The organism is Rhodovarius sp. (assembly GCF_040399605.1).
In the GTDB taxonomy this organism is placed as follows: Bacteria; Pseudomonadota; Alphaproteobacteria; order Acetobacterales; family Acetobacteraceae; genus Rhodovarius; species Rhodovarius crocodyli_A.
This window is the reverse complement of sequence record NZ_JBBARU010000049.1, coordinates 1,951-27,070: the sequence shown is the minus strand read 5'-3', so window position 1 is coordinate 27,070 and position 25,120 is coordinate 1,951. Positions and strand designations below refer to the sequence as shown.

Sequence of the window (25,120 nt, the reverse complement as noted above, 5' to 3'; positions counted from 1 at the left end):
CACGTGCGGGGAAGCCTGCGCGCATTTCGTTTGCGGGTTCGACGAGCACTGCCCCGCCGGTCATCCGGGCGGCGGGGGAACCCTTGCTCGGAGTTCATCTGATGCGTCGCATCTTGCTTGTTTTTACCGCCCTCTCCGCGCCCGTTTGGGCGCAGCAGGCCATTCCCGATACCATCGTGACCGGCACCCGGGTTCCCGTGGCGATGGAGCGGGTGCCGGCCGCCACCAGCATTATTACCCGCGCTGATATTGAGGATTTCGGCTACCGGACGCTGGCCGATGCGCTGGCCACCGTGCCGGGCGTGCGGGTTGTGCCGCAGGGTGGTCCGGGGGCGCTGACCAGCGGCTTCTTTCGCGGCACCAATTCTCGCCATGTGCAGGTGCTGATCGATGGCATTGCCGCCAATGATCCATCTGACCCCAATAATGCGTTTAATTTCGGCTCGCTGATGCTGGCGGGGGTGGAGCGGGTTGAGGTGCTGCGCGGGCCGGCCAGCGCGCTGTATGGCAGCAGCGCGATTGGTGGTGTGGTCAATATCGTCACCCGCCGGGCGCCGGCCGATAAGCAGGCGGAGGTTTTTGGCAGCGTGGCTGGCGGCAGCCAGAATACATTTCGCGCCGATGGCGGCGTGTCCGGCACGGTGGGGGATTTCGATTATTTGGCGATGGGGCAGAGCCTTGCCACCTCGGGCTACAATATAACCCCGCAGCGGCTGCAGCCGCACCGGCCGGAGACCGATGGCTATCGCGGCGTGGCGAGTTCCATGCGGTTGGGCTGGAACCCGCTGCCCAATACCCGCATCGAGGGCACGCTGCGCTTCCAGCAGAGCAATTTTGGCCTGGATGGTTTTCTGGCTGACGACCCGAATTATTCTGCTGAGGAGCGCCGCTGGGCTGGGCAAATCCGCGGCGGGACGAGGCTGTTTGACGCCTGGACCACGGGGTTGCGGGTGGGGGCGAGCAATGACCGGCGGCGCTATGCCAACCAGGCAGACAATTTTTCGTCCGCCACGGCTTATGATTTGTATCGCGGCAACCGCAATGTGGTGGATTGGGGCAATCAGGTCCGGCTGCCGGATCTGGGCGGCTGGGGCGGGGATGGGGCGCTGGGCTTTGGCTATAATTATGTGCATGAGACCAGCAATTCGGCCTCGGGCAGTGCGCCTTACCGCAGCAGCGTCAATGCCAGCCAGGATAGCCATGCGGGGTTTGTGAATCTGCAATATCGGGTGCTGCAGCGGCTGGATCTTTCGGCCGGTGGGCGGGTGGACAACACGGCGGGCTTTGGCGGCGCGGCCACCTATCGGTTGGGTGCGGTGTATGAATTGCCGGAGTATCGCGCCCGGCTGCGTAGCGCGCTGGGCACGGGTTTTGCCGCGCCGAGCCTGTTTCAGCGCTATGGCATCACGGGCAGCGGCTTTCGCGGCAATCCCAACCTCTTGCCTGAGCGGAGTTCGAGTTGGGAGGTGGGTGGTGATATGGATATTCCCGCCTTCGGTCAGCCGCGCTTTCTCACTGCCACGGCGACGTATTTCCAGTCCTGGTTTCGCAATCTGATCAACGCCAATAGCAGTTTCACCAGCTATGTGAATGTGGAGCGGGCGAATATTCAGGGGGTTGAGTTGGGCCTGACCGCGCGGGTGAGCCCCTATGTCGAGCTGCGCGGCGCCTATACCTGGACGCTGGCGCTGGATAGCGCGACCCATAGCCGCCTGCTGCGCCGGCCGGAGAATCTTTGGTCGCTGAGTGGGCGGATCACGCCCATCCCGCGCCTGACGATTGCGCCGGAGATCCTCTTTGTGGGGCGCAGCCCGGATTATGTGTATGACAATCTTGGGCAATTCAGCCAGGCGACCCAAGTGAAGGGCGGCACCACGGCCAATCTGGTGGTGAGTTATCGCGTGCAGGAACGCATCTCGGTGTTCATGGAGGCCCGCAACCTGGGCAATATCCGCTACGAGCCGACCAGCGGCTATGTCATTCCCGGCACCACCATCTTGTTCGGCACGCGCTTCACCCTGTGATGCCGCCCCAGGGTGCGGTTGGGCTTGTCCACAGTTTTGTCTTCCAGGGATGAATCCACCGCTTGTGTTCGGAACCCCCTCTCGCCTACCGTATATGGTAGATAAGGACGAGAAGGGGGACTGCATATGGATTGGACAGTGGAGGCCATCGACCGTTTGCGAGCTCTCTGGGCGGAGGGCTACAGCACGGCGGAGATCGGCCGGCGCATGGGTGTTTCCAAAAATGCCGTGGTGGGCAAGGCACATCGCCTGAACCTGCCGGCGCGGCCCAGCCCCATTCGCCGTGACGTTGTGGCCACAGCCAAGCCAGCCCCGGCGCGGCGGCATACCCTGCCGCCGCTGCGCGCCGCCTTGCGCGAGCCTCTGCCGCAAATCGCCGCCGCCGCCGCACCGCCGCGCCGGCCAGCGCCGGTGATGACCGCAGCCCCGCCCCCCGCCGTGCCGGTGGCCCGGCCTGTGGCTGCGGCACCCCGTCCCTTCCCGCGGGTTGGTGGCAAAAGCTGCTGCTGGCCCATTGGTGAGCCCGGCACCTCCGGCTTCACCTTCTGCACCGCCGAAGCCATGGTGGCGAAGCCTTATTGTGCCGAACACGCCGCGATTGCCTATGTGAAAGTGCGCGACAGGCGTGAGGACGCCGCCTGATGCAGGCCTTGCCGGAGCGGGGTTATGGCTATGCCCCCGGGGTGTTTCAGTATTCCTGCGGTGTGGTGGCCCTGCCGGGCTTTCGGCTGGAGCGGGCGCGCTTTCGGGTGCCGGTGCCGCTGGCCGAGGGGTTTGCCCGCATCAAGGCGCATCTTGAGGGGCTGGGCCTGCCGCTGACGGCGTTTTGCGCCTGTGAATTGCGCAGCCCGGCGCCCTTCAGTGAGGCGGGTTTTGCCGCCTTCAACAAGATTTACGCAGGCACCTTGCAGGAATGGGGGGTGTTTCTGGGCGAGACCAATCCGGTGGCGCGCAGCAATGTGTGCCCCGAAGTGGCGCCGCCTGGCGAGCCGGGGTTCTTTGCCTTCACCTATGCAAGGCCGGATGCGGCGGCTGGGGCCAGCTTTGTCGTTGCCGGCAATGGCGAGGCACGCGAGGGTGGCGCCACTTATGAGGAAAGCATTGTGGCGCGGGGGGATACCTCGCCGGCCGGTCTTTCGCTGAAATGCGCCCATGTGATGGGCGAGATGGAGCGGCGGATGGGCGTGCTGGGCGTGAATTATGCCCAGGCGACGGCGGTGAATCTTTATACCGTGTTTGATCCGCACCCGATTTTGGCGGGTGAGGTGCTGGGGCGCGGGGCGCCGGCGCTGGGGATTGAGTGGCATTATTGCCGTCCGCCGATTGTCGGGCTGGATTGGGAAATGGATTGCCGGGGGATACCGGTCGAACTGGTGATCTAACGGGGTCCTGAAAAACCTTGATGCAGAGGAAAAGAGCGAAAGAGCTTTGCCCTCTCGCGCTCTCCCACCAGGATAGACATTTATGTCGGCGTTTTTCCCGGACCTTTGAAAATTATTAAAATCAATAATCTAACGAAGGTGCAGGAAACTAAGTTTCCTGCTGGGGTGCTCGAGGGGCAAAGCCCCTAGATCTTACTTTCCCTCACCGTTCGTTTTCCCGCAGCCTGCTAAGGGCTTGGAGATGCGGCCCGCTGGCCGCTACCATACCGGCGCATGAGCCGTCGCCCTACCGAGATCACGCCTGATCTGATGCTGCGGGCGTATCGCGCCGGGCTTTTCCCCATGGCTGAGGCGCGGGGTTCGGCGCGGCTTTATTGGCTTGACCCGGAAATGCGCGGCGTGCTGCCGCTGGATGGGTTTCACCTGCCGCGCCGACTGGCCCGCACCGTCTTGGGTGGCGGGTTCAGCGTGACCTGCGACCAGGATTTTCGGGCGACCATCGGGCTCTGCGCCGCCCCCGCGCCGGGGCGGGAGGAGACCTGGATCAATACCCAGATCGAGGCGCTGTTCACCGCGCTGCATGAGATGGGCCATGCCCATTCCATCGAGGTGTGGCAGGACGGCGCCATGGTCGGCGGGCTCTATGGCGTGACGCTGGGTGGGGTGTTCTTTGGCGAGAGCATGTTTTCCCGCGCGCGGGATGCGTCCAAGGTGGCGTTGGTGCATTTGGTGGCACGGCTGCAGCTGATGGGGTTTTCGCTGCTCGATACCCAGTTCATCACCGGCCATCTGGCGCAGTTCGGCACGATGGAAATTCCCCGCGCGGTGTATAAGGCCAGGCTGGCGCAGGCGGTGGATCAGGATGTGGTGTGGGAGAATGCGCCCGCACCGGAATTGCTCAATCAGGCGATCCGCGCGCTGCGCGCTCCTGCTCCAGAAGACGCTTCTTGCGCGCCAGGCCCCAGCGATAGCCGGTGAGGCTGCCATCCTGCCCCACCACGCGGTGGCAGGGCACCGCGAGGGAGACATGGTTCTGGGCGCAGGCGCGGGCGACAGCGCGGGTGGCGCGGGGCATGTCCATGGCGGCGGCCAGGGCGGAATAGCTGCGGGTTTCGCCAAAGGGGATGCGTTGCAGGGCCTCCCAGACGCGGCGCTGGAAGGCGGTGCCGCGCAAATCCAGCGGCAGGGCGAGGGCGGCTTTTGGTTCCTCGATATAGGTGATGATGGCGCGCATGGTTTCGGCCAGCGCATCGGGCGCCGCTTCCACCCGCGCGGCGGGGAAGCGGTGGCGGAGGTCGCCTTCGAGTGCGGCGAAATCCTCGGCGAAGCCGATGAAGCAAATGCCGGCCACGGTCGCGCCAACCAGCAGCGGGCCCATGGCGGATTGGGCGCGGGCGGTGAGGATGGTCTCGCCCTGGCCGCCGCGCCGGGCGGCGCCGGGGGTCATGCCCAGATGCCGGCCTGGGGTTTCATAGACCCGGCTTTCGCTGCCAAAGCCGGCCTCGGCCACCGCATCGGCGACGCGGGTACCCTCGGCCAGGGCGGCGGAGAGGCGGCGGCCGCGCACGCTCTCGGCATAGGAGCGCGGGGTGACGCCGGCGATCTCCTTGAACAGGCGCAGGAAATGGTGGCGGGCATAGCCGGCGTTGTTGGCCAGTGCCTCCAGCGAGGGGATGGTTTCGGCGGTTTCGATCATGCGCATGGCGGCTTCCACGCCCGCGCGCTGCATGGCGGCGCGCTCGCCCTTGGGGTCGCAGCGTTTGCAGGCACGGAAGCCGGCGGCTTCGGCGGCGGGGGCATCGGCGTAGAAGCGGGCATTGCGGCGCAGCGGTGGGCGTGAGGGGCAGCCGGGGCGGCAATACACGCCCTGGGTGGTAACGGCGTAGAGGAAGTTTTGCTCCTGGCTGCGGGCCAGCACGGCCTGCCAGCGGATGTCTTCGAGGGTGGGGGCGGGAAGGTCCATGGCGGGATTATGGGCGGGTGGCGGGGGGCGGGCCATCCGGGGGTTGCGCTGGCTTAGGCGTCGTCACCCAGGGCCTTGCGGCGGAGGTCGCGCAGCCGGGCCTCGCCGCCGCGCAGCCGGGGGTGGATGGCCAGCGCGGCCTCGATGCTGCGCAGCGCGCCGGCATCATCGCCGGCCTCCTCCTGCCATTGGGCGAGTTGTTGCAGGGCCTGCCAGTGGCGCGGTTCCAGCCGCAGCACCTGTTGCAGGTCGCGCGCGGCGGCCGGGGCGTCGCCGGTGGCGTGATGGGCGAGGGCGCGGCCGAGCCAGGGCTCGGTGGCCTCGGGGGCCAGGGTGATGGCGGCGTCGAAATCCTCCAGCGCCTCCTCGGCCAGGTCGCTGGCCAGGTTGCGTTGGCCGCGGCTGAGCAGCAGGGCGATGGCGGGGGTGGCGCGCGCGGCTATCAATTGGCGGATGCGCTGCTCGACGATATGCGCGCTGGGCTCATCGGGGGCGGTGCGCAGGGCCTCGAAGGCGCGGTCGAGTTCAAGCTGCGCCGGGGTGGGGGCACGGGGGGTGGGCTGGGCCAGGGCGGGCATGGCCAGGAGCAGGAGGAGAAGCAGCGGCCGCATGGTGGCAGGATGGCGAGATCGGCCCCTGCAGCGCAAGGCTTATCGCGCCAGCCGCAGGCCGGCGCGGGCGACGATATCGCGGAATTTCGCCACCTCCACCCGGATATAAGCTGCCGTGCTCTCGGGCGTGCTGCCGCCGGGGGTGGGGTCGAGGCCGGCACTGATCAGGCGCTGGGCGGCCAGAGGGTCGGTCAGCACGGCGTTGATCTGGGCGTTGATGTGCCGGACCAGGCCGGGCTCCATGCCGCGCGGGCCGAGGATGACGTTCCAGGTGGAAATGTTGAAACCCTCCAGCCCCAGCTCCTGCATGGTGGGGATATCGGGGAAGAGGTGGTGCCGGCGGGGGGTGGTGACGGCGAGCCCGCGGGAGATATTGTCGCGCAGGGCGGGGGCGGAGCTGGCCAGGACTTCGAGCGCGTAATCGATCTCGGATTTTGCCAGGGCTTCGAGCACCGCCGAGCCGCCGCGATAGGGGATGAATTCGGTGTTGAAGCCGCCGGCGAGGACGCGCATGAACTCGCCGGTCAAATGCCCGATGCCGCCGGCGCCGGAGGTGCCCCAGGAGAGTTTGCCGGGGTTGGCACGGGCATAGGCCCAGAGTTCTGGCGCGGTGCGGAAGGGCGAAGAATACGGCACGGCCAGCACCATGGGCGCATCGCCCAGCACCGCGATGGGGGAGAAATCCGTCACAGGATCATAGGGCGTGACATTGGGCAGGGCAGCGGGATTGGTCCCGTGGCTGGAGGCGCTGGCGAGGAGCCAAGTGTAGCCATCGGGCGCGCGGTTTTTCACCCAGTCGCTGCCGATGGAGCCGCCCGCGCCGGCGCGGTTTTCCACGATCACCCGGGCATTGGCGCCGAGGCGAGGGGAGATCCGCTCGGCGAGGATGCGGGCGACGATATCGGTGCTGCCGCCGGCCAGGAAGGGCGAGATCAGGGTGATCGGCCGATCCGGCCAGCCGGCGGGTTGCGCCGCCGCTGCCGCCGGGGCGAGGGCGAGCAGCGCGCGGCGCTTCATGCCGTGAGGCTCTCCATAGCGGCGGCCACGCCGCCGGGGCGGTGCGGCACGCCGTTGAGTTTCAGCGCCATTTCCACGCTGGCGAGGGTGCCCAGGATCATCGGCTCATTCAGGTCACCCAGATGGCCGATGCGGAAGACGCGGCCGGCCAGCTTGTTCAGGCCGGCACCGAGCGAGACGTTGAAGCTGTTGCGGGCGGTGGCGCGCACGCGGTCGGCGTCATGACCTTCGGGGACCAGGATGGCGGTGACGCTGTCGGAGGCGCGCTCGGCATTCTGGCAGAACAGGGTGACGCCATCGCCATTGCCTGCCCAATGGCGCACGGCGGCGCGAACGGCCTTTGCCAGGCGGGTGTGGCGGGCGAGGACGCCTTCGAGCGTCTCTTCCTCGATGAGGCGGAGCGATTCCTCCAGCCCGTAGAACAGGCTGGTGGGTACGGTACCAACAAAACTCTTGTGGCGGCGGCCGCCCATCTCCGTCCAGTCGAAGTAATGCTTGGGGATGGTGGAGGATTTATGGGCTTCCAGCGCCTTGTTGGAGACGCCGGTGAAGCTCATGCCGGTGGGCAGCATCAGGCCCTTCTGGCTGCCGCCGACGACGCAATCAATGCCCCAGGCATCCATCTCGAAGGGCAGGCAGCCGAGGGAGGAAATGGTGTCGGAGAGGAAGAGGGCGGGGTGGTTGGTGGCGTCGAGCGCGGCGCGGACTTCGGGCAGCGGCAGCATGACGCCGGTGGCCGTTTCATTCTGCACGGCGCAGACGCCCTTGATGCGGTGGCCGGTATCGGCGGCGAGCGCGGCACGCAGGGCGGCGAAATCGACGCCTTTGGTCCAATCGGCGGCGACGGTTTCGATGTTCAGGCCGAGGGCGCGGCCCATCTTGCCCCAGGATTCGGAGAAATGCCCGGTCTCGATCACCAGCAGCGTGTCGCCGGCGGAGAAGAGGTTGGCCATGCTGGCCTCCCAGGCGCCATGGCCTGAGGCGGTGTAGAGGAAGAGATGCTGCTCGGTCTTGAGGAGGCGCTTGAGGCCGGCGACGCATTTTTCATAGATCGCGAAGAAGGCGGCATCGTTGAAGTCGATGCTGGGCCGGGCCACGGCATGCTGGATGCTGTCGGGGATGTTCGTCGGGCCGGGATTGGCGAAGAACATTCTTCCGCGCGGGGCGATGGCGTTCATGGTGTTTCCTTTATGACGATGGGCGGGTTGGGTGGGGCGGCGCTCAATCGCCGTAGGTGCTGATCTCGATCAGGTTGCCGTCAGGGTCGCGGCAATAGACGCTGTTGATGCTGCCGAGCGCGCCGGCCTTTTGAACCGGGCCCTCGACGATGCTGATGCCGCAGGTGGTGAGGTGTTTGGCGATTTCCTCGGCGCTCACCGTGACGATGAAGCAGAGATCCTGGCTGCCGGGGGCGGTATTGGCGCCGGTGTGCCATTTGACGATGTCATGGTTATGCGGGCGGAGATTGATCTTTTGGCCGCCGAAGCGCAGCGCGGTGCGGTTGTCCTTACCGAAGGTCTCGCGCTCCATGCCCAGCACGCGCTGGTACCAGGCGGCGGAGGTTTCGACATCGCTGCAATTGATGACGAGATGGTCGAGACGATCGACGGAAAAGCGCATGGCTCAGTCTCCTTTGCGGCGCTTGGCCGTGACTTCGATTTCGATCTTCATCGCATCCGTCTGCAAACCGGCATGGATGAGGGTGGAGGCGGGGCGGGCCTGGCCGAGATAGCGCTTGATGACTGGCCAGCAGGGTTCCCAATCGGCGCGGTTGGGCACGATGAACATCACGCGGACCACGTCATCGAGTGTCGCATCGGCCTGGGCGAGGGCGGCGGCGATGTTGTCGAAGGTCTGCGCGGCCTGGCCGGCGACGTCATCGACGATGGTCATGGTGGCGTAATTATAGCCGGTGGTGCCGGAGACATAGATCATGTCGCCATCGACGACGGCGCGGGAATAGCCGATTTCTTCTTCGAAGCGCGAGCCAGAGCTGATCAGACGACGGGTCATGGGAAATGCTCCGAGAGGGTGAGAAGGCCGGATTTGGAGAGTGCGCCGGGGGCGTGAAACCAGGTGATCTGGATGATGAAGAGGTCGTGATCCTGGCCATGGCGGGTGATGCGCAGTTTTTGGCCGGGCTGGGGGATGCCGTCGAGTTCGACGGCATCCAGGGCTGGTTGCCCTGCTTCGCGGAAGGCGAGGTCGAAGGTGAAGCCGGTCATGCGCAGCGCTCGGCGCGGAAAATACGCTCTGTGCTGGCGGGGAATTTGGCGAGTTTATCGGCCGGGCGCACCGGGCGGGCGACCAATTCGCCACCGCAATTGGGGCAGCGCATGGCCAGTTTCTGCTCCGCACAGTCGCGGCACCAGGTGCATTCGAAGGAGCAGATCAGCGCGTCGCGGCTTTCCGGTGGAAGGTCGCGGTCGCAGCATTCACAGCCGGGGCGCAGGGCGAGCATTATTCCAGCCCATCATAGAAATCATTGCCCTTGTCATCGACGACGATGAAGGCGGGGAAATCCTCGACCTCGATCTTCCAGACCGCCTCCATGCCGAGTTCGGGGTATTCCAGCACCTCGACCTTGCGGATGCAGTCCTGCGCCAGGCGGGCGGCGGGGCCGCCGACCGAGCCGAGGTAGAAGCCGCCATAGGTCTTGCAGGCATTCAGCACGGCGCGGGAGCGGTTGCCCTTGGCCAGCATGACCAGCGAGCCGCCGGCCTTCTGGAAGGCCTCGACATAGCTGTCCATGCGGCCGGCGGTGGTGGGGCCGAAGCTGCCGGTGGCGAAGCCCTCGGGGGTCTTGGCCGGGCCGGCATAGTAGATCGGGTGGTCCTTTAGATATTGCGGCAGGCCTAGGCCGGCATCGAGGCGCTCTTGCAGCTTGGCATGGGCGATGTCGCGGCCGACGACGATGGTGCCGGTGAGCGAGACGCGGGTTTTCACCGGGTATTGTGTCAATGTGGCGCGGATGGCGTCCATGGGCTGGTTGAGGTCGATTTTGACCACCTCGCCGCCCATGATGTCGTCGGTGTGCTCGGGCAGGTAATGGGCTGGGTCGGTTTCCAGCTGTTCGAGGAAGACGCCTTCGGGGGTGATCTTGGCCTTGATTTGGCGGTCGGCGCTGCACGAGACGCCGATGCCGATGGGTAGCGAGGCACCGTGGCGGGACATGCGGATGACGCGCACATCGTGGCAGAAATACTTGCCGCCGAATTGCGCGCCGATGCCGAGGTTTTGGGTGAGTTTATGCACTTCCGCTTCCAGCTCATGGTCGCGGATGGCGTGGCCGGATTTGCCGCCGGTGGCGGGCAGGCCATCGAGCCATTTGGTGCTGCCGAGCTTCACGGCCTTGAGATTGGCCTCGGCGCTGGTGCCGCCGATGACTATGGAAAGGTGGTAGGGCGGGCAGGCGGAGGTGCCCAGCGTCTTCACCTTTTCCTCGATGAAGGCGAGGAGTTTGGGCTTGTTCAGCGTGGCGCGGGTTTGCTGGTAGAGGAAGGTCTTATTGGCCGAGCCGCCGCCTTTGAGGATGAACATCAGGTGGAATTCATCGGCGTGGTGTTCGCCCGGGGCGGCCATGATGGAGAATTCCACCGGCATATTGTTGCCGGTGTTCACCTCGTCGAACATGGTAACGGGCGCCATCATCGAATAGCGCAGATTGGTCTCGGTATAGGTGCGGGCGACGCCGTAGCTCAGCGCCTCCTCCTCATCACCCTCGACCCAGACGCGCTGGCCCTTCTTGCCGAAGACGATGGCGGTGCCGGTGTCCTGGCACATGGGCAGCACGCCGCCGGCGGCGATATTGGCGTTTTTCAGCAGGTCGAGGGCGACGAAGCGGTCATTCGCGCTGGCCTCGGGGTCCTGCAGGATTTTGCCGAGCTGGGCGAGATGGGCGGGGCGCAACAGATGCGAGACGTCGTGGCAGGCGATGCGGGCCAATTCCTCCAGCGCCTCGGGCTTGACCTTGAGCACGGTCTTGCCCTCGACCGTGATGGTCGAGACGCCGGCAATGTCCAGCTTGCGATAGGGGGTTGTGTCCTCCGCCAGCGGGAAGCCGGTGCTGAAGGCGAAATCGGCGGGGCGACCCGTGGAAGGGGTCTTGGTATCGAGCGGCATGGCGGCCTCGGGGCGATTGTTTGGCCTAGGAATACCCTGGCCGGGCGGGCGCGTCATCCCGCCGAAAACATGACCCTGCCATTTGGCTGGGGCGGGTGGTCAGTCCCGCTTGCGGCGGAAGGCGTCGAGGCTCACGACCTGGGGCTGGCTGGCGGGGGCTGGGGCCTCGCTGGGGGCGGGTTCGGGCTCCGCGGCTGGGGCTGGTTCTGGTGTGGGCTCGAAGGCCTCGGGCTCGAAGCGCAGGCCGAAGCGGATATGGGGGTCGTGAAAGGCCGTGAGTGCTTCGAGGGGGACGACGAGTTGCGACGGCAGGCCGCCGAAGCTCAGGCCCACGGAAAAGCCAGGCTTGGCGCGATCGACCTTGAGGTCCCAGAAGCGGTGTTGCAGGACGATGGTGATCTCGGTGGGGTAGCGCGCCTTGAGATGGGCGGGGATGGAGACGCCGGGATGGTCGGTGCGGAAGCTGATGTAGAAATGGTGCTCGCCCGGCAGGCCCTCGCGGGCGGCGTGTTCCAGCGCGTCGAGCACGACGGCGCGCAGGGCGTTCTCGGTCCATCGCTCGTAGGGGAGTAGGCTTTCGGGTGTGTTGTCTTCGGTCATTCGGCTGTCCTGAAGGCGGAAGCATAGGCTTGTGGTGGCCCTGCGCCAATCCGCCCAGGCGGCAGGGAAGTGGGGGGATTCTGTTGCCCTGCTCCCCCCGGGCAGCGCTTACCTATCTCTAGGCAGCGAGCGCCACGTTCTCGCGAACGTTATCATTGGCACTTGTGATTTAGCCCGATGACGGCGGTACAATGCCGGGCAAAAGGCACGTCTTTACCGCGCGCGTCGAGACTGTTTCGTCCCCAAACCAAGCGACCAGACAGCCGACCGGCCCCCTAGTCTCTCCTTCAGCATGCCCCGGCCATTCAGAACCAGCACAAACCTCACTGAAAAACCCAGCAGCCTAAGGCCCCCTCGGTCTCTCCTTCAGCATGCCCCGGCCATTCAGAACCAGCACAAACCTCATCAATAAAATGGAGACGCCGGGCACTGCCCCCGGGTCCGCAACGCTTATTCCACGTACCGTTTATCGCCATAGTCACCGAGGTAACGAGTGTCATATAGCGCAGCCCTTGCCGGCTTACGAGGGGGGCCGTATCGCAGAAGCGATGGAGGCCCCGCAATGGCATTAACCCCTGAACAGATCGCCGAAGTGGCTGAGGCCGCTTCCCACCGCATGCCCACCGCCCGGCCCGTGGTGCCGGCGCTGGAGGCCATGCTGGCCCAGGCGATACCCGTGCTCGACCATGGTTTCATCCGCGTGGTGGATTACATGGGCGATGATGCGGCGGTGGTGCAGTCTGCCCGGGTGAGTTACGGGCGCGGCACCAAGGCGGCGAATGAGGATCGCGGGTTGATCCGCTATTTGATGCGGCATCGGCATTCGACGCCGTTTGAAATGTGCGAGATCAAATATCACATCAAGCTGCCGATTTTTATCGCGCGGCAATGGATCCGCCATCGCACGGCGAATGTGAATGAGTATTCGGCGCGGTATTCAGTGCTGGACCGGGAATTTTATGTGCCGCAGCCCGAGCAATTGGCGGCGCAGAGCAGCGATAATCGCCAGGGCCGCGGCGCGGTGCTGCAAGGCGCCGAGGCGGAGCGGGTGCTGCGGCTGCTGCGCGATGATGCGACGCAGACTTATGATCATTATCTCGAGATGCTGAATGAGGATGAGGCCGGGCAGCCGCGCGATGCCGCCCGCTCGGGCCTGGCGCGCGAATTGGCGCGGATGAACCTGACGCTGAACACCTATACGCAATGGTACTGGAAGACGGATTTGCACAATCTGCTGCATTTCCTGTCGCTGCGGGCGGATGGGCATGCGCAATACGAAATTCGTGTCTATGCCGAGGCGATGCTGAAGACGGTGCAGGCCTGGGTGCCGCATTGCTATGAGGCCTTTGCCGATTACCGGATGGGGGCGGTGACGATGTCGTCGCAAATGCTGTCGATTGTGCGTCGGATGTTGGCGGGTGAGGTGGTGGAACAGGCGGGCAGCGGGCTCTCCAAGCGGGAATGGCGGGAATTGATGGAGACGCTGGGGCGTGAATGAGCGGCTGAGCGCGCTGCTGGATTTCATCGCCCTGACCGACCGGCTGAAGCATGTGCAGCGCGCGGCGCGGAGCGAGGGGCGGCTGGAGAATTCGGCCGAACATGCCTGGCATGTGGCGCTGATTGCCGTGCTGCTGGAGGGCGAGGTGACGCCGCGGCCGGATATGGGCCGGGTGCTGAGCATGATTGCGCTGCATGATGTGGTGGAGATTGAGGCCGGCGATACTTTTGCCTTTGACGAGGCCGGGTTGTTGACGCAGGCGGCGCGGGAGGAGAGGGCGGCGGAGGCTATTTTTGGTCGGCTTGCGCCGGATTTGGCCGAGAAATTTCAGGCTTTGTGGCGGGAATTTGAGGCGCAGGAGACACCCGATGCCCGTTTCGCCATGGGCTGCGACCGGCTGCAGGGTTTTGCCCAGCAGGTGCATTGCGGCGCGCCGGCCTGGGCCGAGGTGGGGCTCACCCGCGCGCGGAGTCTGAAGCGCATGCAGCCGGCGATTGATCTGGGCGGGCCCTTCGGGGTGATGATCGAGGCGCTGTATGAGCGCGCCATGGCGGAGGGGCTGCTGCGGCCATGAGCCTTGTGGTGTTTGGTTCGGCCAATGCGGATTTTGTGTTTTCGCTGCCGCAGCTTCCCGCGCCGGGGGAGACGGTGTTGGGCGAGGCGGGGGCGGCTATTCCTGGCGGCAAGGGGCTGAACCAGGCCATTGCCGCGGCGAGGGCCGGGGCGGTGACGCGGTTTTGTGGTGCCGTGGGGGCGGATGCGCATGGCGCGATGCTGCGGGCCACGCTGATGGAAGCCGGGGTGGATATTAGTGGTCTGGCCGAGGTTTCGGCGCCCACTGCCATGGCGGCGGTGATGGTGGATGGGCAGGGGCGCAATCAGATTGCCGTCTCCTCCGGCGCCAATCGGTTGGCCCGGGCGGGGGCTGTGCCGGTCACGCCTGGCGGCCTTGTGCTGCTGCAGATGGAGGTGCCGGTGGCGGAGAATGCGGCGTTGATCGCGCGCGCGCGGGCGGGGGGGATGCGGGTGGTGCTGAATCTGGCGCCCGCGGCGGCGCTGCCGGGGTTGCCGGATATTTTGGTGGTGAATGAGCCGGAGGCGGCGTTTCTCGCAGGGTTACATGGTTGCGGGGCTGATGCGGCTTCGCTGCATGCGGCGCTGGGCTGCATTGTGGCGCGCACCTTGGGTGAAGCGGGGGCGGAATTGGCGGGGCCTGGGCTGGCGCTGCATTGCCCCGGTTTTCCGGTGGCGGTGGCCGATACGGTGGGTGCTGGCGATGCCTGGTGCGGCGCGCTGGCGGCGGGGTTGCTGGCGGGGCTGGACTGGGCGGCGGTGCTGCGTCGGGCCAATGCCGCCGGGGCACTGGCTTGCACCAGGATGGGCGCATGGTCAGCGGATGCGCGGGCGATCAGCGCATTGGCGGGGTAGGTTTGCGGGTTATGTCTCGCGCAGGACGAGGGCGCGCAGGGCGGGCAGATCCAGCTTGCCGAGTGCGTTGCGCGGCAGGGCGGCGACCACGGCGACTTCTCGGGGTTGTTTGAAGCGGGCCAACTGGCCCTCGAACACGTCGAGAACGTGATGCAGATCAAAACCTTCGCCTGGAACCACCACGGCGAGCGGCACCTCGCCCCATTTTGCGTCGGGCTTGCCGATGACGGCGCATTCCAGCACGCCGGGGGCGGTGGCCAGCACGCGCTCGACCTCGGCGGGGGAGATGTTTTCGCCGCCTGAGATGATGATGTGGTGCAGGCGATCGGTGAACCACCAGCGGCCATCGGCATCCACCCGGCCGATATCGCCGGTGCGGAACCAGCCATCGGCAAAGGCTTCGGCGGTGGCCTGTGGGTTGTTGAGGTAACCCTGCATGATGTTGGGGCCCTTGACCTGAATCTCGCCCAATGGGCCGAGCCGGGCCTCGCTGAGTGCCGCCGGGCGGCCGATGGAGCCGGGGGCGGCGAGGGCCTCCTCGCGGCTTTGGGCGATGGTGATGGGTGCGGTTTCGGTGCTGCCATAAACCTGTTGGATGGGCACGCCGCGGGACTGGAAGGCTTCGATCAGCGGCAGGGGCACGATGGAGGAGCCGGCCCCGGCGGCGCGCAGGCAGGAGAGATCGGCGCTTTTCCAACGCGGATGGGCGATGAGGGCGGCCATCACTGCAGGCACCAAGAGCGTGAGCGTGGGGCGGTGCTGGGCCAGGGCGTCGAAGAATTCATCGGCGTCGAATTTTTGTTGCAGGATGATCTCGGCACCGGCCAGCAGCGCCGGCAGGGTTTGGATATTGAGGCCGCCGACATGGAACATGGGCAGGATGGTGAGCACCCGGTCATCGGGGGTGATCTCGAACAGCGCCTGGGCATTGGTGGCATTGGCCAGTAGGGCGGCCTGGGTGAGGATGGCGCCCTTGGGCCGGCCGGTGGTGCCGGAGGTATAGCCCACCAAAGCGGGCAGCGCGGCGCGGCCGAGTTCGGTGCCCACCACCGGCTCACGCGGCAGCAGGCGGATGGTGGATTGGCCGATGGCGGTGATGGCTTCGACGGCCATGACATCCTGCGGCATGCGGTGGCCGAAGCCCTCGACCACGGCGCAGAGCCCGGAGGCGCGGGCCTGCCAGCACCATTCCTCCTCCGCTAGGCGCCAATTGATGGGCACCATGGCGAGGCCGGCGCGGGCGCAGCCCAGCAGGGTGGCGAGGTGGATGGCGCTGTTCTGGCCCAGCATGCCGATCATCCGGCGGGCGGGATTGCGCTCAGCCTCGCGCAGGAAAATGCGGCTGAGTTGGGCAGAGAGGGCGAGCAGCTCGGCATAGGTCATCGAGCCATCGGCGTCGCGCACGGCGCGCTTACGGGGGTTGCGTTCGCAACGTTCAGCGAAGACGGACCAGAGCGTGGCCTCGGCCGGCAGCGCCTCGGCGCGGGGCTGGGACTGGCGTTTGGGGCGCTGGGGGAAGGCGATGATCTTGGCGGTCTTCATTGTGCCGCCGTTATGCGCCTTCATTCATCGGTTTCGCCACGCTCATAGAGTGAATCCCTGCCGATACGGTCGATGCACAGTTCCGCCGTCCAGGGCAGCATGAGGGAGCCGCAGCGGCTATCGCGGTAGATGCGTTCCAGGGGCAGGGTTTTCAGCATGGCCTGGCCGCCGCAGCTGCGCACGGCCTTTGTTGCGATGGCATTGGCATTTTCCATCACGGTGTTTTGCGCGGCGAGGGCGCGGAGCATGGACTCCTTTGAAGGGTCGGGGCCGGCTTCGGAAATGGCCTGGAACCACAGCGCCTTGGTTTGTTCAAGCATGACGCGCATTTCGGCGACGGCGATTTGTTTGGTGGGGTACATGCGGCGCTTGACCGGGGACGTGCCGGGCTGTTCGCCGCGCAGGTAGCGAACGGTGAAATCGAATGCCGCCTGGGCCAATCCCATATAGGTGGGGCTGAGGGTGAGGAACATGTGCGGCCAGCGCGTGGCGGCCTGGAAATACAGCCCATCGGGCATCAGCGAGGCGGTGCTGGGGACGAAGACATCCGCAAAGAGCAGGTTGCGGCTGACGGTGCCGCGCATGCCCAAGGGGTCCCATTCGCCGGCAACGGAGACGCCGGGCGCATTGGCGGGGATGGCGAGGTAGAGGGTGTTGCGGCGCGAGGCGGCGCCGTCGGTCACATCGGTGCAGAGGATGCCGTATTGCTGGGCGTGGCCGGAGAGGGAGGCGAAGATTTTTTTGCCATTGACCAGGAAGCCGCCTTCGACGCGCTTCGCCGTGGTGCCGAAGGCGGCGGCGCCGGCGGCGGCAGCGCCACCTTCGGAGAAGGGCTGGGAGTAGATGGCACCGTCTTCGAGGATGCGGCGGTAATGGATGGCGCGGCGGGCCTGGTGTTCGGCGCGGGTGGGGGCGTCCATTTGCAAATCATCGGTCAGCAGGCCGGTCCACAGCGTGGAGCAGACATGCATGTTCCAGGTGAGCGCGGTGGCGCCGCAATGGCGGCCGAGTTCGGCGGCGGCGAGGCAATAGGCGCGGAAATCAGCGCCCAGGCCGCCTTCCGCGCGCGGGATGCAGATGCCGAGCCAGCCTTCGGCGTGCATGTCGCGGTAATTATCAATGGGGAAAGCGGCCTCGCGGTCCCATTTTTGTGCGCGCGGGGCGAGGATGCGGGCGCCGAATTCGCGGGCGCGGGTGGTCAGATCAGCTTCGAAGGGGGTGAGGCGGAAGGCGCGCGGGTCGAAGATTGGCGCCTCGAGGGTGGTGGTGGGGAGCGGCTGATCCATGCTGGGGCGGAGTATAGATCATGAAATTTCATATGTCAGCTTGGTGTGGCGGCGGGGCGCTGGGTGGTCAGGCCAGGAAGTCGCGCAGCGCTGCCTGGAAATTCGCCGGCTGCTCGACATGCAGCATATGGCCGGCACCCGCCACCACGGCATAGCGGGCGCCGGGGATGGTTTCGGCCATGCGGGCCATGGTGCGGGCGGGGGCGGCTTTGTCCAATTCGCCGGCGAGGCACAGTGTGGGGGCGGTGATGGAGGCGATTTCGGCCCGGCGGTCGAAACTGGTGAGGCAGGCCAGGGTGGCGCGGTAGCTGGCTTCGGGGACCTCGGCCATGGCGGCGATGATGGCGGGTTCGGCGGCGGGGTCAGCGCCCGGGCCGCACATGCCGCCGGCCAGGGTGGCGGCGCATTCGGCCATGGTTTTTCCCGAATTCAGCGGGCCCAGGCGGGCGGCGAGGAATTCTTGCGCAAAGGCGGGGTCGCGGCCGCCGAAGGCTGGGGTGGTGGCGTAGAGGATGAGGCGGCGGACGCGCTCGGGGTGGCGGAGGGCGAATTCCATGGCGATCATGCCGCCCATGGAATGGCCAAGGAGGTCGATCTGCGGGGCGTCGAGCTGGGCGGCCAGGGTATCGGCCAAGGCGGGGAAGGTGAGCGGGTCGATCAGCGCTGTGCCGCCATAGCCGGGTTGGTTCCAGGCCAGGATGTTGTGGCCGGGCAGGCCGGCGGCGGTGGCTTCCCACAAATGCGCGGCGCCGCCGATGCCGTACAGGCAGACCAGGGGCGCGCCTTCGCCGAAGGTGAGGAAGGCGCTCACAGCACCACCCCCTCGCGCACCACCACCTCGCCATCCAGCGCAATGGTGGTGTTGAAGACGGGGAGGTCGAAATGGCCTTGGGTGAAGCGGCCGGCAAACTCGTTCGCGCCGGTGCTGAAAAGGAAATTGCCGGCGACGCAGCGCAGCTCGGTGCCTTGGGTGTCGCGCTGATCATACATGCTCAGCGCCTCGTAGCGCGCGCGCGGGTTGAGGCCCCAGCCGACATGGCTGACGGCATAGGCGTTGCGGTCAAAAGCCGCGAGGTGGCGGCGCATCATGGCGGCATCGGCACCGCTGCCCTCGATCTGCACGATGTGATCATTCTCGATGGTGAGTGTGACCGGGGCGGTGAGGTAGCGCTTGAAGGTGAGGTTGATGTCGCCGGCATCGAGCACCAGGCGGCCATGGACGGTATTGGCGGCGGGAAAGCTGACCACCACGCCGCCGGGCCAATGCGCCAGCGTGCCTGGGCGGTCAGTCCAGCCCCAGACGCCCGCCGTGGTTGCGCCGGTCATCGCCACATGCAGGTCGGTGCCGGCGGCGGAGGTGACGTGCATGGAACGGGCGGCGCGCAGGCGTTTGACCGCGGCTTTCACCGGGATGTCGTCACCGGGCAGCGGCACGAGGCGGGCCAGGGCCTCGGGATGTTCATTGCTGATGACCATGATGCGGGCGCCGGATTGGAGAATTTCCGGGGTTTCGGGGGCGTGCATCAGGCCCTCCAGGGTGAGGTCCAGCACCAGGGAGGAGGCCTTGAGGGCGGCCAGCGCCGCTGGGTGGCCTTGCAGCGCGCGGGACGCCCCGGTGGAGCGCAAGGGCACCGCGGTGGTGATGGCGGGGCTGGGCAGCACGCAACGGAAGGGCCGCAAGCCAGCCTGCAACGCCGCCAGCTCTGCCAGATCAACATTTATAGCGCGGGACTGTGTTTCCATGAGCAGGCACACCACCTCTGCTGGTGCGGGCTTGCATTGCTGGATGATGGTTGCGAATGCGGCCAGCCAATGCGGCTCTAATCGATCGACGAGCATGTGGTCGTGCCTTCCCAACTCTCTTCAAAAACTTAGTGCTGGGGCAGCGTTCTTGCCAAGGCGTGTTGCAGGGCGGGCCATTCCGCCATCCGGGGCCGGTGATCAAGGCTCGGCAATGGGTGGACTAACAAGGCCAAAGAACAATCTTCTTTGGCATGCTTAATATTGCGACATATCGTCATTTTTGTTGAGACTGGCCGGGATATCTCAGTTCACCTCGCAAAACTCCCATTCCTTCGAAACAATCGGCATCATTTGAGTACAAATGGTCGACGCTTCTCTTCCATAACTCGCCAATATGGGCCCTGGAATATAGATCGATTCTGAGTATCCTTGCTCCGAATAGGATTTCCCGGGGAAAACATACGCCAACGGCGCCCTCTATCAGCAAAGGTTTAGGCTCATGAATCAGATTTCAACGACATCGGCGCGCTTCATCGACGATTATCTGCTGTACCTGCTGGCGCGGGCCTCGCACGTCGTATCCGCCGAATTCCACAGCGTGCTGCGCCGCGCCGGCGTTGCAGTGCCGGTTTGGCGGGTGCTGGCCACCCTCTCCGGCAGCCCGGGCGAGACAGTGAGCGGCCTGGCCGATGCCTGCCTGCTGCAGCAACCCACCATGACCAAGCTGCTCGATCGGATGGTGCGTGACGGCCTGGTCAAGCGCCTGCCCGATGCGCGCGACCGCCGCGTGGTGCGCATTCAGATGACCCCGCGCGGCGAGGGCGTGGTGAATGACCTGCTGGTGGCCTCGAAGAAGCACGAGACCGAAGTTCTCGCCCGCCACCCGGAACTGGACGAGACGGCCATCAAGTCGCTGCTGCGTGGCATGATTGCACGGCATAAGCGCGGCAAGCGCATGCAGGTTCCAGCCTGAGACTTAGCAGGCGGCTTTAAGACTGATAGCGCGGGGAAATAAGTTCGAGGGGCTTTGCCCCTCGAGCACCCCAGGAGGAAACTCAGTTTCCTGCACCTTCGATTGAGTAGTGATATAAAAACTATTCAAAGGTCCAGGAAAATGATTTTCCTGGTGGGAGAGCGCGAGAGGGCAAAGCCCTTTCGCTCTTTTTTCCTTCACCATCAGAGCTTGATCCGTTGAGACGGAATGATCGAAGACCTTGAATCATTCTCTCGGCAATGGCTGGACCATGCGCAGTGAACGCGGCGCAGGCTGCCGCGGGACGAGCACGAAGATGCGGGCGGGCTGATTGAGTCCGCCGGCCCTGGCGCCGGCCTCATCGCCCCAGCCCCAGAACAGATCGGCCCGGGCGGGGCCGCGAATGGCGCCGCCCGTATCCTGTGCCACCAGCAGCCTTGGCGGCATATTCTCCACCCCGGCCATGAATACCGGCGCGCCCTGGGGCACGTGTTCGACATCCACCGCCACTGAGCGTTGTGGGGTCAGCGGCACGCCGAAGGAGCCCAGCGGCCCCTCATGGGCTGCCAGCCCCTCCAGCGGGCGGAAGAAGATGTAGGATGGATTGGCCTGCATCACCTCGGCCGCTGCGGCGGGGCTGGCCTGGCGCAACCAGGCCTGGATGGCCTGCATGCTCATGGCCGCGCGGTCGATCTCGCCGCGCTGGATCAGCAGCCGGCCAATGGCGAAATAGGGCAGGCCATTCTGCCCGGCATAGCCCAGGCGCAGCACCGTGCCATCGGCCAGCACCACCCGGCCGCTGCCTTGAATATGCAGGAAAAACGCATCCACGGCGTCATCCACCCAAACCAGTTCCAGGCCACGGTTGCGCAGGGCGCCGGCCTCGATGGCGGCGCGGGAGGGGTGCGGGCCGGGGTCGGGCGGCAGGGCGTGAAGCGGTGTGGTGTGGCGCGGGCTAGGGGCTGTGCTGCCGCGTAGGACGGGCTCGAAATAGCCTGTCAGGGTGCCGGTGCCTTGGTCGAGCGCCTGGAGATGGGTAGCGAGGAGGCGGCGCAGCGCGCGTGGCTCCACCGGATCCTCCAAGGCGGCGATGGCCTGGCAGGCCGGGGCCCAATCGGCCACTTGCCGCCCGGGCCCGGGCGGGCCGCCAAGGGCTGCGTCGGGCGGCATTGTGGACCATCGGGCGCAGCTTCGGCGCAGGGCGGGAAGCGCCTCATGCACCGTATCCTCATGCCAGCCCGGCAATGTATCGAGCGGGATATTGGGCTGGGGGCCTTGGGTACAGGCCTGCAGGCAGAGCAGCGCCAGCGCGGCCGGTAGCCTACAGGCTGCGCGTCGCCACCAGGCGCCAGGTTGGGTCTTTGTCGGCGACATCGCGCTGGAAGGTCCATAGATCGGTGAGTTCGGTGATCGCATCGGAGCCGCTGATCACCTCGCCGCTCTTGGCAGTGGTCATATTCACCTGGTCGGTCACGAAGCGCACGGTGATATCGGCCAGCGCGCCGCGCAGCTCGGCGGCATCAATGCTGACAGCGTTGATGGCGCGGATTTCGGTGCGCTGGGTCTCGCCGGCATTTTCGCGGCCGGTGATGGCCAGTTCGAAACCGGCATAGGTGTCGTCACTGAGCAGGCCGCGCAGCGTCTGCCTGTCGCCGGCGGCGAAGGCGGTGACGATCATGCGAAACGCCCCTTCGGCACCGCCGAGGAAGGCTGCGGGCTCGAAGCTGGTATCGATGGCGCCGATGCGGCTGATGGTTTGCGCGGCGACGCCGCTGACGATGGGTGCGGCGGCGGCGGGGCCGCGCGGCGCCTCGCGCCCCATGGCGATGGGGGTGGCGGGCCGGGCATCGGCTGGCGGGCGCTCAAAGCCCTGGCGTTTGCCCAGCACGCTGCGCAGGCGCAGCACCAGAAACGCGGCCACCATGCCGAAGAGAATGAGATCGAAGGGAAAGCTGCCTTGCATGGCGATGATAACTCCTGAACGGTCTAATTAGGGTGCGGCGGCTTCGCCTACAATGACCAGATGTCCGTGATGCAATGTTTCAATGACAGAATCTCCATCTATGGACCATTGGCCTTCAGCCCTGTATCGCCGCCAGGAGCAATCTGAGGATGATGCGATGATCCTGCTGCGCCATGGCCAGAGCGAATTCAACCTGCATTTCAGCCGCACCAGGGTGGACCCGGGCATTATCGACCCCCGATTGACCGATTTGGGCCACCAGCAGGCGGCCGATGCGGCTGAGGGGCTGGCGGGGCAGAATATTCGCCGCATCATCGCCTCGCCCTATACAAGGGCGCTGCAAACGGCGGCACCGCTGGCCGAGAAGCTGGGCCTGCCGATTCATGTCACGCCCCAGGTGCGGGAGCGTTACGCCTTTACCTGCGATGTCGGGCGGCCGATCAGCGTTGTTGCGCGCGAATTCCCCCATGTGGCGTTTGACGGCATTGAGGATATCTGGTGGCCGGGGACGGAGGAGCCGGAGCATGCGGTGGTGACCCGTGCGCATGGTTTCCGCAGCGAAATCGCCGCGCGCGAGGATTGGGCGCATACGGTTGTGGTGTCGCATTGGGGGTTTATTCTGGCCTTTACCGGCCGCTCGATGGGCAATGGGGAGTGGCTGCAGGCAGACCCGCGCGAGGCGGCGCCGGAAAATGTGGTGTGGCGGCATCATTAGCCGGTTGCTGAAGAATGCTGATGGCGGGGAAGAGGAGCGAAAGGGCTTTGGCCTCTCGCACTCACCCACCAGGAAAATCATTTTCCTGGACCTTTGATTACTTTTAAAATCAATAATTTAACGAAGGTGGAGGAAACTCAGTTTCCTCCTGGGGTGCTCGAGGGGCAAAGCCCCTCGATCTTGTTTCCCCCACCATTCGTTTGTCAGCCGCCCGCCAGAAGCGCCGGGTTACGCGGCCAAGGCGGCCGGCGCGCCCTTTTCGGCGAAGAGCACCACCGGGCGCGGAGGGAAAGGGTTTTACGCCTCCACCTGCTCCACGCTCAGCACTTCGGGCACGTAATGGCGCAGCATATTCTCCACGCCATGCTTGAGCGTGGCGCGCGAGGAGGGGCAGCCGGAGCAGGCGCCCTGCATGAGCAGCTTTACCACCCCATCGCGGAAGCCACGGAAGACGATGTCACCGCCATCGCCCGCCACGGCGGGGCGCACGCGGGTATCGAGCAATTCCTTGATGGTGGCGACGATTTCGGCATCGGCGGGGTCGGTATCCTCGGCCTCGAGATCCTCTTCGCCTTCAAGGATGGGCAGGCCAGCGACGTAATGCGCCATCACGGCCGAGAGCACTGCGGGGCGCAGGGCCATCCAATCCGCGTCATCGGCCTTGGTGACGGTGATGAATTCGCCACCCAGAAAAACCCGCGCGACGCCGGGGAGTGCGAAGACGCGGGTGGCGAGTGGGCTGCGCACCGCAACCTCGGCCGAGATGAAATCCGCCGTGCCGCGCGGTCCCATCACATCCCGCCCGGGCAGGAATTTCAGGGTGGCGGGGTTGGGCGTGCCTTCGGTTTCGATAAACATGTGTCTGTGCGACCCTCAACTGATGCTTTGCAGACCAAAGTGGTCCGTTATGGGTCAGCCGACAAGAGGGCGGGCGCGGGCGGCGCTGCGGGCTGCCAGTTCCTGCATGGCGCCCATTGATGTGAAATGGGCGTAGATCAGGTCCAGCACGCCATTGTCACGCAGTTCGGCCAGTTTTTCGGCGGGCAGGGTGGCGAAGGCGTCACGCTGGATGGCGTGGAAGCCGTCTATCTTGGTGGGCTTGCCATTCTGCTCGAACTGCATGGCGGCGGGTTGCAGCAGGTTCAGGCCGGTCAGGATATTGCTCAGCGCGAGGGTCTGCTGCATGGCCGCCTCGAGGCTGCGGCAGAAGGCGAAGGCTTGGTCCAGAAAGGGGTTGGGTTTGCCATCGGCGCCGAATAATACCTCACCCTCGGTGCTGCTGGCCTGCGTCGCGGAGGTATCCATGCATAGGGCCATCTCATCGCGGCCCTCGGCCATTTGGGCCAGGAAGAAGGGGAAACGGCGGAGATAGGCAGGGATATATTTGCCCGGCTGCCAGGCGCCATTGGCGTCAACAAAGGTATTGATATCGGCCAGCAGGCTCATGAGTGCCATGGGCATATGCGGCATCGCGGTGGTGAAGACGATGGGGTAATGGCGGCTGGCAGCGGCGAATTCCTCGGCCGCTAGGGGAATGGCCGATATCCCTGCCGCAAATGTGTAGTCGCCTTGGCGCAGGCGCAGCGCGGCATGGCGCTGCGGGGAGAGCGGCTCCAGGGCATTGTAGAGTGGGGGCAGGAGCGGCGCTGTGGCCGGCGTGGCGGTGGGTTCGGACATTGTTTTCCTATGATTGGCTGATTTGCATATTATTGTTTTGCACATAATTCTTTGCAAGATTGCGGGCGGTCTTGGATTGCGGGATTGTAAGGACGCCCAGGCATAGGCTTTCGTGGGAAAGGCTTGATCAGGTCTTTGGTGTCATCGACATTCGTGATTACCACATCAGGGAGGGTGTTGTGCCATGTCCGAGGATAGCCCGGGGAAAAATGCCGCGGCAAAGGGCCGGCTGACGCGCCGCCTGGTGATCAACCGTGGTGCCGCCATGGCCGGTATGGGCGCTGCCGGTGCGGCCGCGCCGGGCGATGCGCAGGCCCAGCGCACGACCGACAGTGACCCCAATGACACAGCGGGCCGGGGCCGTGGCAGCCGTGGTGCCACCGATAGTGACCCCCGTGATGGCGTAGGCGCTGGCCGAGGCTCGACGACCGGCGTCACCGATCGCGATCCCAATGACGGGCCCGGCCGGGGCCGGAGCGGCTATCGCGGTGGCAGCGGGGTCACCGATAACGACCCCAATGACGGCCCGGGCCGCGGCCGCGGCAGCTATCGCGGTGGCAGCGGCGTGACCGATAG

At 65.7% G+C, this 25,120-nt stretch carries 27 protein-coding genes, 1 other RNA gene and 1 pseudogene; 10 read left to right on the top strand and 19 right to left on the bottom strand.

Translation table 11 applies throughout. The annotated features are described in order from the left end of the window. The first annotated feature begins 101 nt into the window (after positions 1–101). From ABWP84_RS12850 to aat, 4 genes are all read left to right on the top strand, one after another. On the top strand, positions 102–2,024 hold the full coding sequence (locus ABWP84_RS12850) for a TonB-dependent receptor domain-containing protein (protein ID WP_353212434.1): 1,923 nt from the start codon (positions 102–104) through the stop codon (positions 2,022–2,024). Between the two features lie 126 nt (positions 2,025–2,150). Beyond that, positions 2,151–2,666, top strand: coding sequence for a GcrA family cell cycle regulator (locus tag ABWP84_RS12845; RefSeq protein WP_353212433.1), 516 nt, complete (start codon positions 2,151–2,153; stop codon positions 2,664–2,666). Then, the gene (locus tag ABWP84_RS12840) at positions 2,666–3,406 is read left to right on the top strand and encodes a hypothetical protein (protein ID WP_353212432.1); all 741 of its coding nucleotides are present in this window, start codon (positions 2,666–2,668) and stop codon (positions 3,404–3,406) included. Before ABWP84_RS12845 ends, ABWP84_RS12840 begins: the two co-directional genes overlap by 1 nt. Before the next feature lie 273 nt (positions 3,407–3,679). Further along, on the top strand, positions 3,680–4,384 hold the full coding sequence (aat, locus tag ABWP84_RS12835; protein WP_353212431.1) for a leucyl/phenylalanyl-tRNA--protein transferase: 705 nt from the start codon (positions 3,680–3,682) through the stop codon (positions 4,382–4,384). Here the strand turns inward: aat and ada are convergent. The 11 genes from ada to ssrA form a co-directional block, all read right to left on the bottom strand. Then, complete coding sequence (gene ada, locus ABWP84_RS12830; protein WP_353212430.1) at positions 4,305–5,369, bottom strand: bifunctional DNA-binding transcriptional regulator/O6-methylguanine-DNA methyltransferase Ada; 1,065 nt, start codon at positions 5,367–5,369, stop codon at positions 4,305–4,307. The two genes, aat and ada, sit on opposite strands and share 80 nt — an antisense overlap. Positions 5,370–5,422: 53 nt before the next feature. Beyond that, a complete protein-coding gene (locus ABWP84_RS12825; RefSeq protein WP_353212429.1) occupies positions 5,423–5,980 on the bottom strand; it encodes a hypothetical protein in 558 nt (185 codons plus the stop codon). A gap of 39 nt (positions 5,981–6,019) precedes the next feature. Continuing rightward, positions 6,020–6,997 carry a tripartite tricarboxylate transporter substrate binding protein gene (locus tag ABWP84_RS12820; protein ID WP_353212428.1) on the bottom strand — a complete coding sequence of 326 codons (978 nt, stop codon included), beginning with the start codon at positions 6,995–6,997 and terminating at the stop codon, positions 6,020–6,022. Next, positions 6,994–8,175 (bottom strand): aminotransferase class V-fold PLP-dependent enzyme, encoded by a 1,182-nt coding sequence (locus tag ABWP84_RS12815; RefSeq protein WP_353212427.1) that lies wholly within the window; start codon positions 8,173–8,175, stop codon positions 6,994–6,996. The genes ABWP84_RS12820 and ABWP84_RS12815 overlap by 4 nt, the downstream gene beginning before the upstream one ends. Positions 8,176–8,218: 43 nt before the next feature. Then, positions 8,219–8,617, bottom strand: coding sequence for a VOC family protein (locus tag ABWP84_RS12810; protein WP_353212426.1), 399 nt, complete (start codon positions 8,615–8,617; stop codon positions 8,219–8,221). A gap of 3 nt (positions 8,618–8,620) precedes the next feature. After that, on the bottom strand, positions 8,621–9,010 hold the full coding sequence (locus tag ABWP84_RS12805) for a RidA family protein (RefSeq protein ID WP_353212425.1): 390 nt from the start codon (positions 9,008–9,010) through the stop codon (positions 8,621–8,623). Next, complete coding sequence (locus tag ABWP84_RS12800) at positions 9,007–9,222, bottom strand: hypothetical protein (protein WP_353212424.1); 216 nt, start codon at positions 9,220–9,222, stop codon at positions 9,007–9,009. Before ABWP84_RS12800 ends, ABWP84_RS12805 begins: the two co-directional genes overlap by 4 nt. Next, complete coding sequence (locus ABWP84_RS12795; RefSeq protein WP_353212423.1) at positions 9,219–9,458, bottom strand: DUF1272 domain-containing protein; 240 nt, start codon at positions 9,456–9,458, stop codon at positions 9,219–9,221. The genes ABWP84_RS12800 and ABWP84_RS12795 overlap by 4 nt, the downstream gene beginning before the upstream one ends. Next, a complete protein-coding gene (locus tag ABWP84_RS12790) occupies positions 9,458–11,119 on the bottom strand; it encodes a fumarate hydratase (RefSeq protein ID WP_353212435.1) in 1,662 nt (553 codons plus the stop codon). The genes ABWP84_RS12795 and ABWP84_RS12790 overlap by 1 nt, the downstream gene beginning before the upstream one ends. Positions 11,120–11,218: 99 nt before the next feature. Further along, complete coding sequence (locus ABWP84_RS12785; RefSeq protein WP_353212422.1) at positions 11,219–11,719, bottom strand: ClpXP protease specificity-enhancing factor SspB; 501 nt, start codon at positions 11,717–11,719, stop codon at positions 11,219–11,221. 68 nt (positions 11,720–11,787) lie between these two features. Continuing rightward, positions 11,788–12,249, bottom strand: a transfer-messenger RNA (tmRNA) gene (gene ssrA, locus ABWP84_RS12780). 32 nt (positions 12,250–12,281) lie between these two features. Here ssrA and thyX point away from each other — a divergent pair. The 3 genes from thyX to ABWP84_RS12765 are packed head-to-tail and all read left to right on the top strand — an operon-like array spanning position 12,282 to position 14,645. Continuing rightward, positions 12,282–13,217: an FAD-dependent thymidylate synthase gene (thyX, locus tag ABWP84_RS12775; RefSeq protein WP_353212421.1), complete on the top strand. Its 936-nt coding sequence runs from the start codon at positions 12,282–12,284 to the stop codon at positions 13,215–13,217. After that, complete coding sequence (locus tag ABWP84_RS12770; protein WP_353212420.1) at positions 13,210–13,791, top strand: HD domain-containing protein; 582 nt, start codon at positions 13,210–13,212, stop codon at positions 13,789–13,791. Before thyX ends, ABWP84_RS12770 begins: the two co-directional genes overlap by 8 nt. Next, the gene (locus ABWP84_RS12765; protein ID WP_353212419.1) at positions 13,788–14,645 is read left to right on the top strand and encodes a PfkB family carbohydrate kinase; all 858 of its coding nucleotides are present in this window, start codon (positions 13,788–13,790) and stop codon (positions 14,643–14,645) included. The genes ABWP84_RS12770 and ABWP84_RS12765 overlap by 4 nt, the downstream gene beginning before the upstream one ends. Before the next feature lie 9 nt (positions 14,646–14,654). Here the strand turns inward: ABWP84_RS12765 and ABWP84_RS12760 are convergent, their stop codons facing one another. The 4 genes from ABWP84_RS12760 to ABWP84_RS12745 all read right to left on the bottom strand — a co-directional run bounded on the left by ABWP84_RS12760 (position 14,655) and on the right by ABWP84_RS12745 (position 19,312). Continuing rightward, positions 14,655–16,187 carry an AMP-binding protein gene (locus ABWP84_RS12760; protein WP_353212418.1) on the bottom strand — a complete coding sequence of 511 codons (1,533 nt, stop codon included), beginning with the start codon at positions 16,185–16,187 and terminating at the stop codon, positions 14,655–14,657. A gap of 20 nt (positions 16,188–16,207) precedes the next feature. Beyond that, complete coding sequence (locus tag ABWP84_RS12755) at positions 16,208–17,473, bottom strand: acyl-CoA dehydrogenase family protein (RefSeq protein ID WP_353212417.1); 1,266 nt, start codon at positions 17,471–17,473, stop codon at positions 16,208–16,210. 67 nt (positions 17,474–17,540) lie between these two features. Further along, the gene (locus tag ABWP84_RS12750) at positions 17,541–18,284 is read right to left on the bottom strand and encodes an alpha/beta fold hydrolase (RefSeq protein WP_353212416.1); all 744 of its coding nucleotides are present in this window, start codon (positions 18,282–18,284) and stop codon (positions 17,541–17,543) included. Then, positions 18,281–19,312, bottom strand: coding sequence for a 2,5-dihydroxypyridine 5,6-dioxygenase (locus ABWP84_RS12745; RefSeq protein ID WP_353212415.1), 1,032 nt, complete (start codon positions 19,310–19,312; stop codon positions 18,281–18,283). The genes ABWP84_RS12750 and ABWP84_RS12745 overlap by 4 nt, the downstream gene beginning before the upstream one ends. Before the next feature lie 403 nt (positions 19,313–19,715). Here ABWP84_RS12745 and ABWP84_RS12740 point away from each other — a divergent pair, with 403 nt between their 5' ends. After that, a complete protein-coding gene (locus tag ABWP84_RS12740) occupies positions 19,716–20,189 on the top strand; it encodes a MarR family transcriptional regulator (protein WP_353212414.1) in 474 nt (157 codons plus the stop codon). A 246-nt stretch (positions 20,190–20,435) separates the two neighbouring features. Here the strand turns inward: ABWP84_RS12740 and ABWP84_RS12735 are convergent, their stop codons facing one another. Continuing rightward, positions 20,436–21,563 carry an MltA domain-containing protein gene (locus tag ABWP84_RS12735; protein WP_353212413.1) on the bottom strand — a complete coding sequence of 376 codons (1,128 nt, stop codon included), beginning with the start codon at positions 21,561–21,563 and terminating at the stop codon, positions 20,436–20,438. Then, positions 21,511–22,152, bottom strand: a complete 642-nt coding sequence (locus tag ABWP84_RS12730) for a Tim44/TimA family putative adaptor protein (protein ID WP_353212412.1) — start codon at positions 22,150–22,152, stop codon at positions 21,511–21,513. The genes ABWP84_RS12735 and ABWP84_RS12730 overlap by 53 nt, the downstream gene beginning before the upstream one ends. 100 nt (positions 22,153–22,252) lie before the next feature. On the opposite strand from ABWP84_RS12730, the gene ABWP84_RS12725 reads away from it, so the two are divergent. Further along, positions 22,253–22,867 carry a histidine phosphatase family protein gene (locus tag ABWP84_RS12725; protein ID WP_353212411.1) on the top strand — a complete coding sequence of 205 codons (615 nt, stop codon included), beginning with the start codon at positions 22,253–22,255 and terminating at the stop codon, positions 22,865–22,867. Between the two features lie 297 nt (positions 22,868–23,164). Here ABWP84_RS12725 and ABWP84_RS12720 read toward each other — a convergent pair whose 3' ends face one another. Next, on the bottom strand, positions 23,165–23,725 hold the full coding sequence (locus ABWP84_RS12720; RefSeq protein ID WP_353212410.1) for a NifU family protein: 561 nt from the start codon (positions 23,723–23,725) through the stop codon (positions 23,165–23,167). Positions 23,726–23,779: 54 nt separating this feature from the next. Next, positions 23,780–24,544, bottom strand: coding sequence for a SapC family protein (locus ABWP84_RS12715; RefSeq protein ID WP_353212409.1), 765 nt, complete (start codon positions 24,542–24,544; stop codon positions 23,780–23,782). A 184-nt stretch (positions 24,545–24,728) separates the two neighbouring features. Here ABWP84_RS12715 and ABWP84_RS12710 point away from each other — a divergent pair. Next, positions 24,729–25,120, top strand: a pseudogene (locus tag ABWP84_RS12710) (hypothetical protein); the annotation flags it as partial.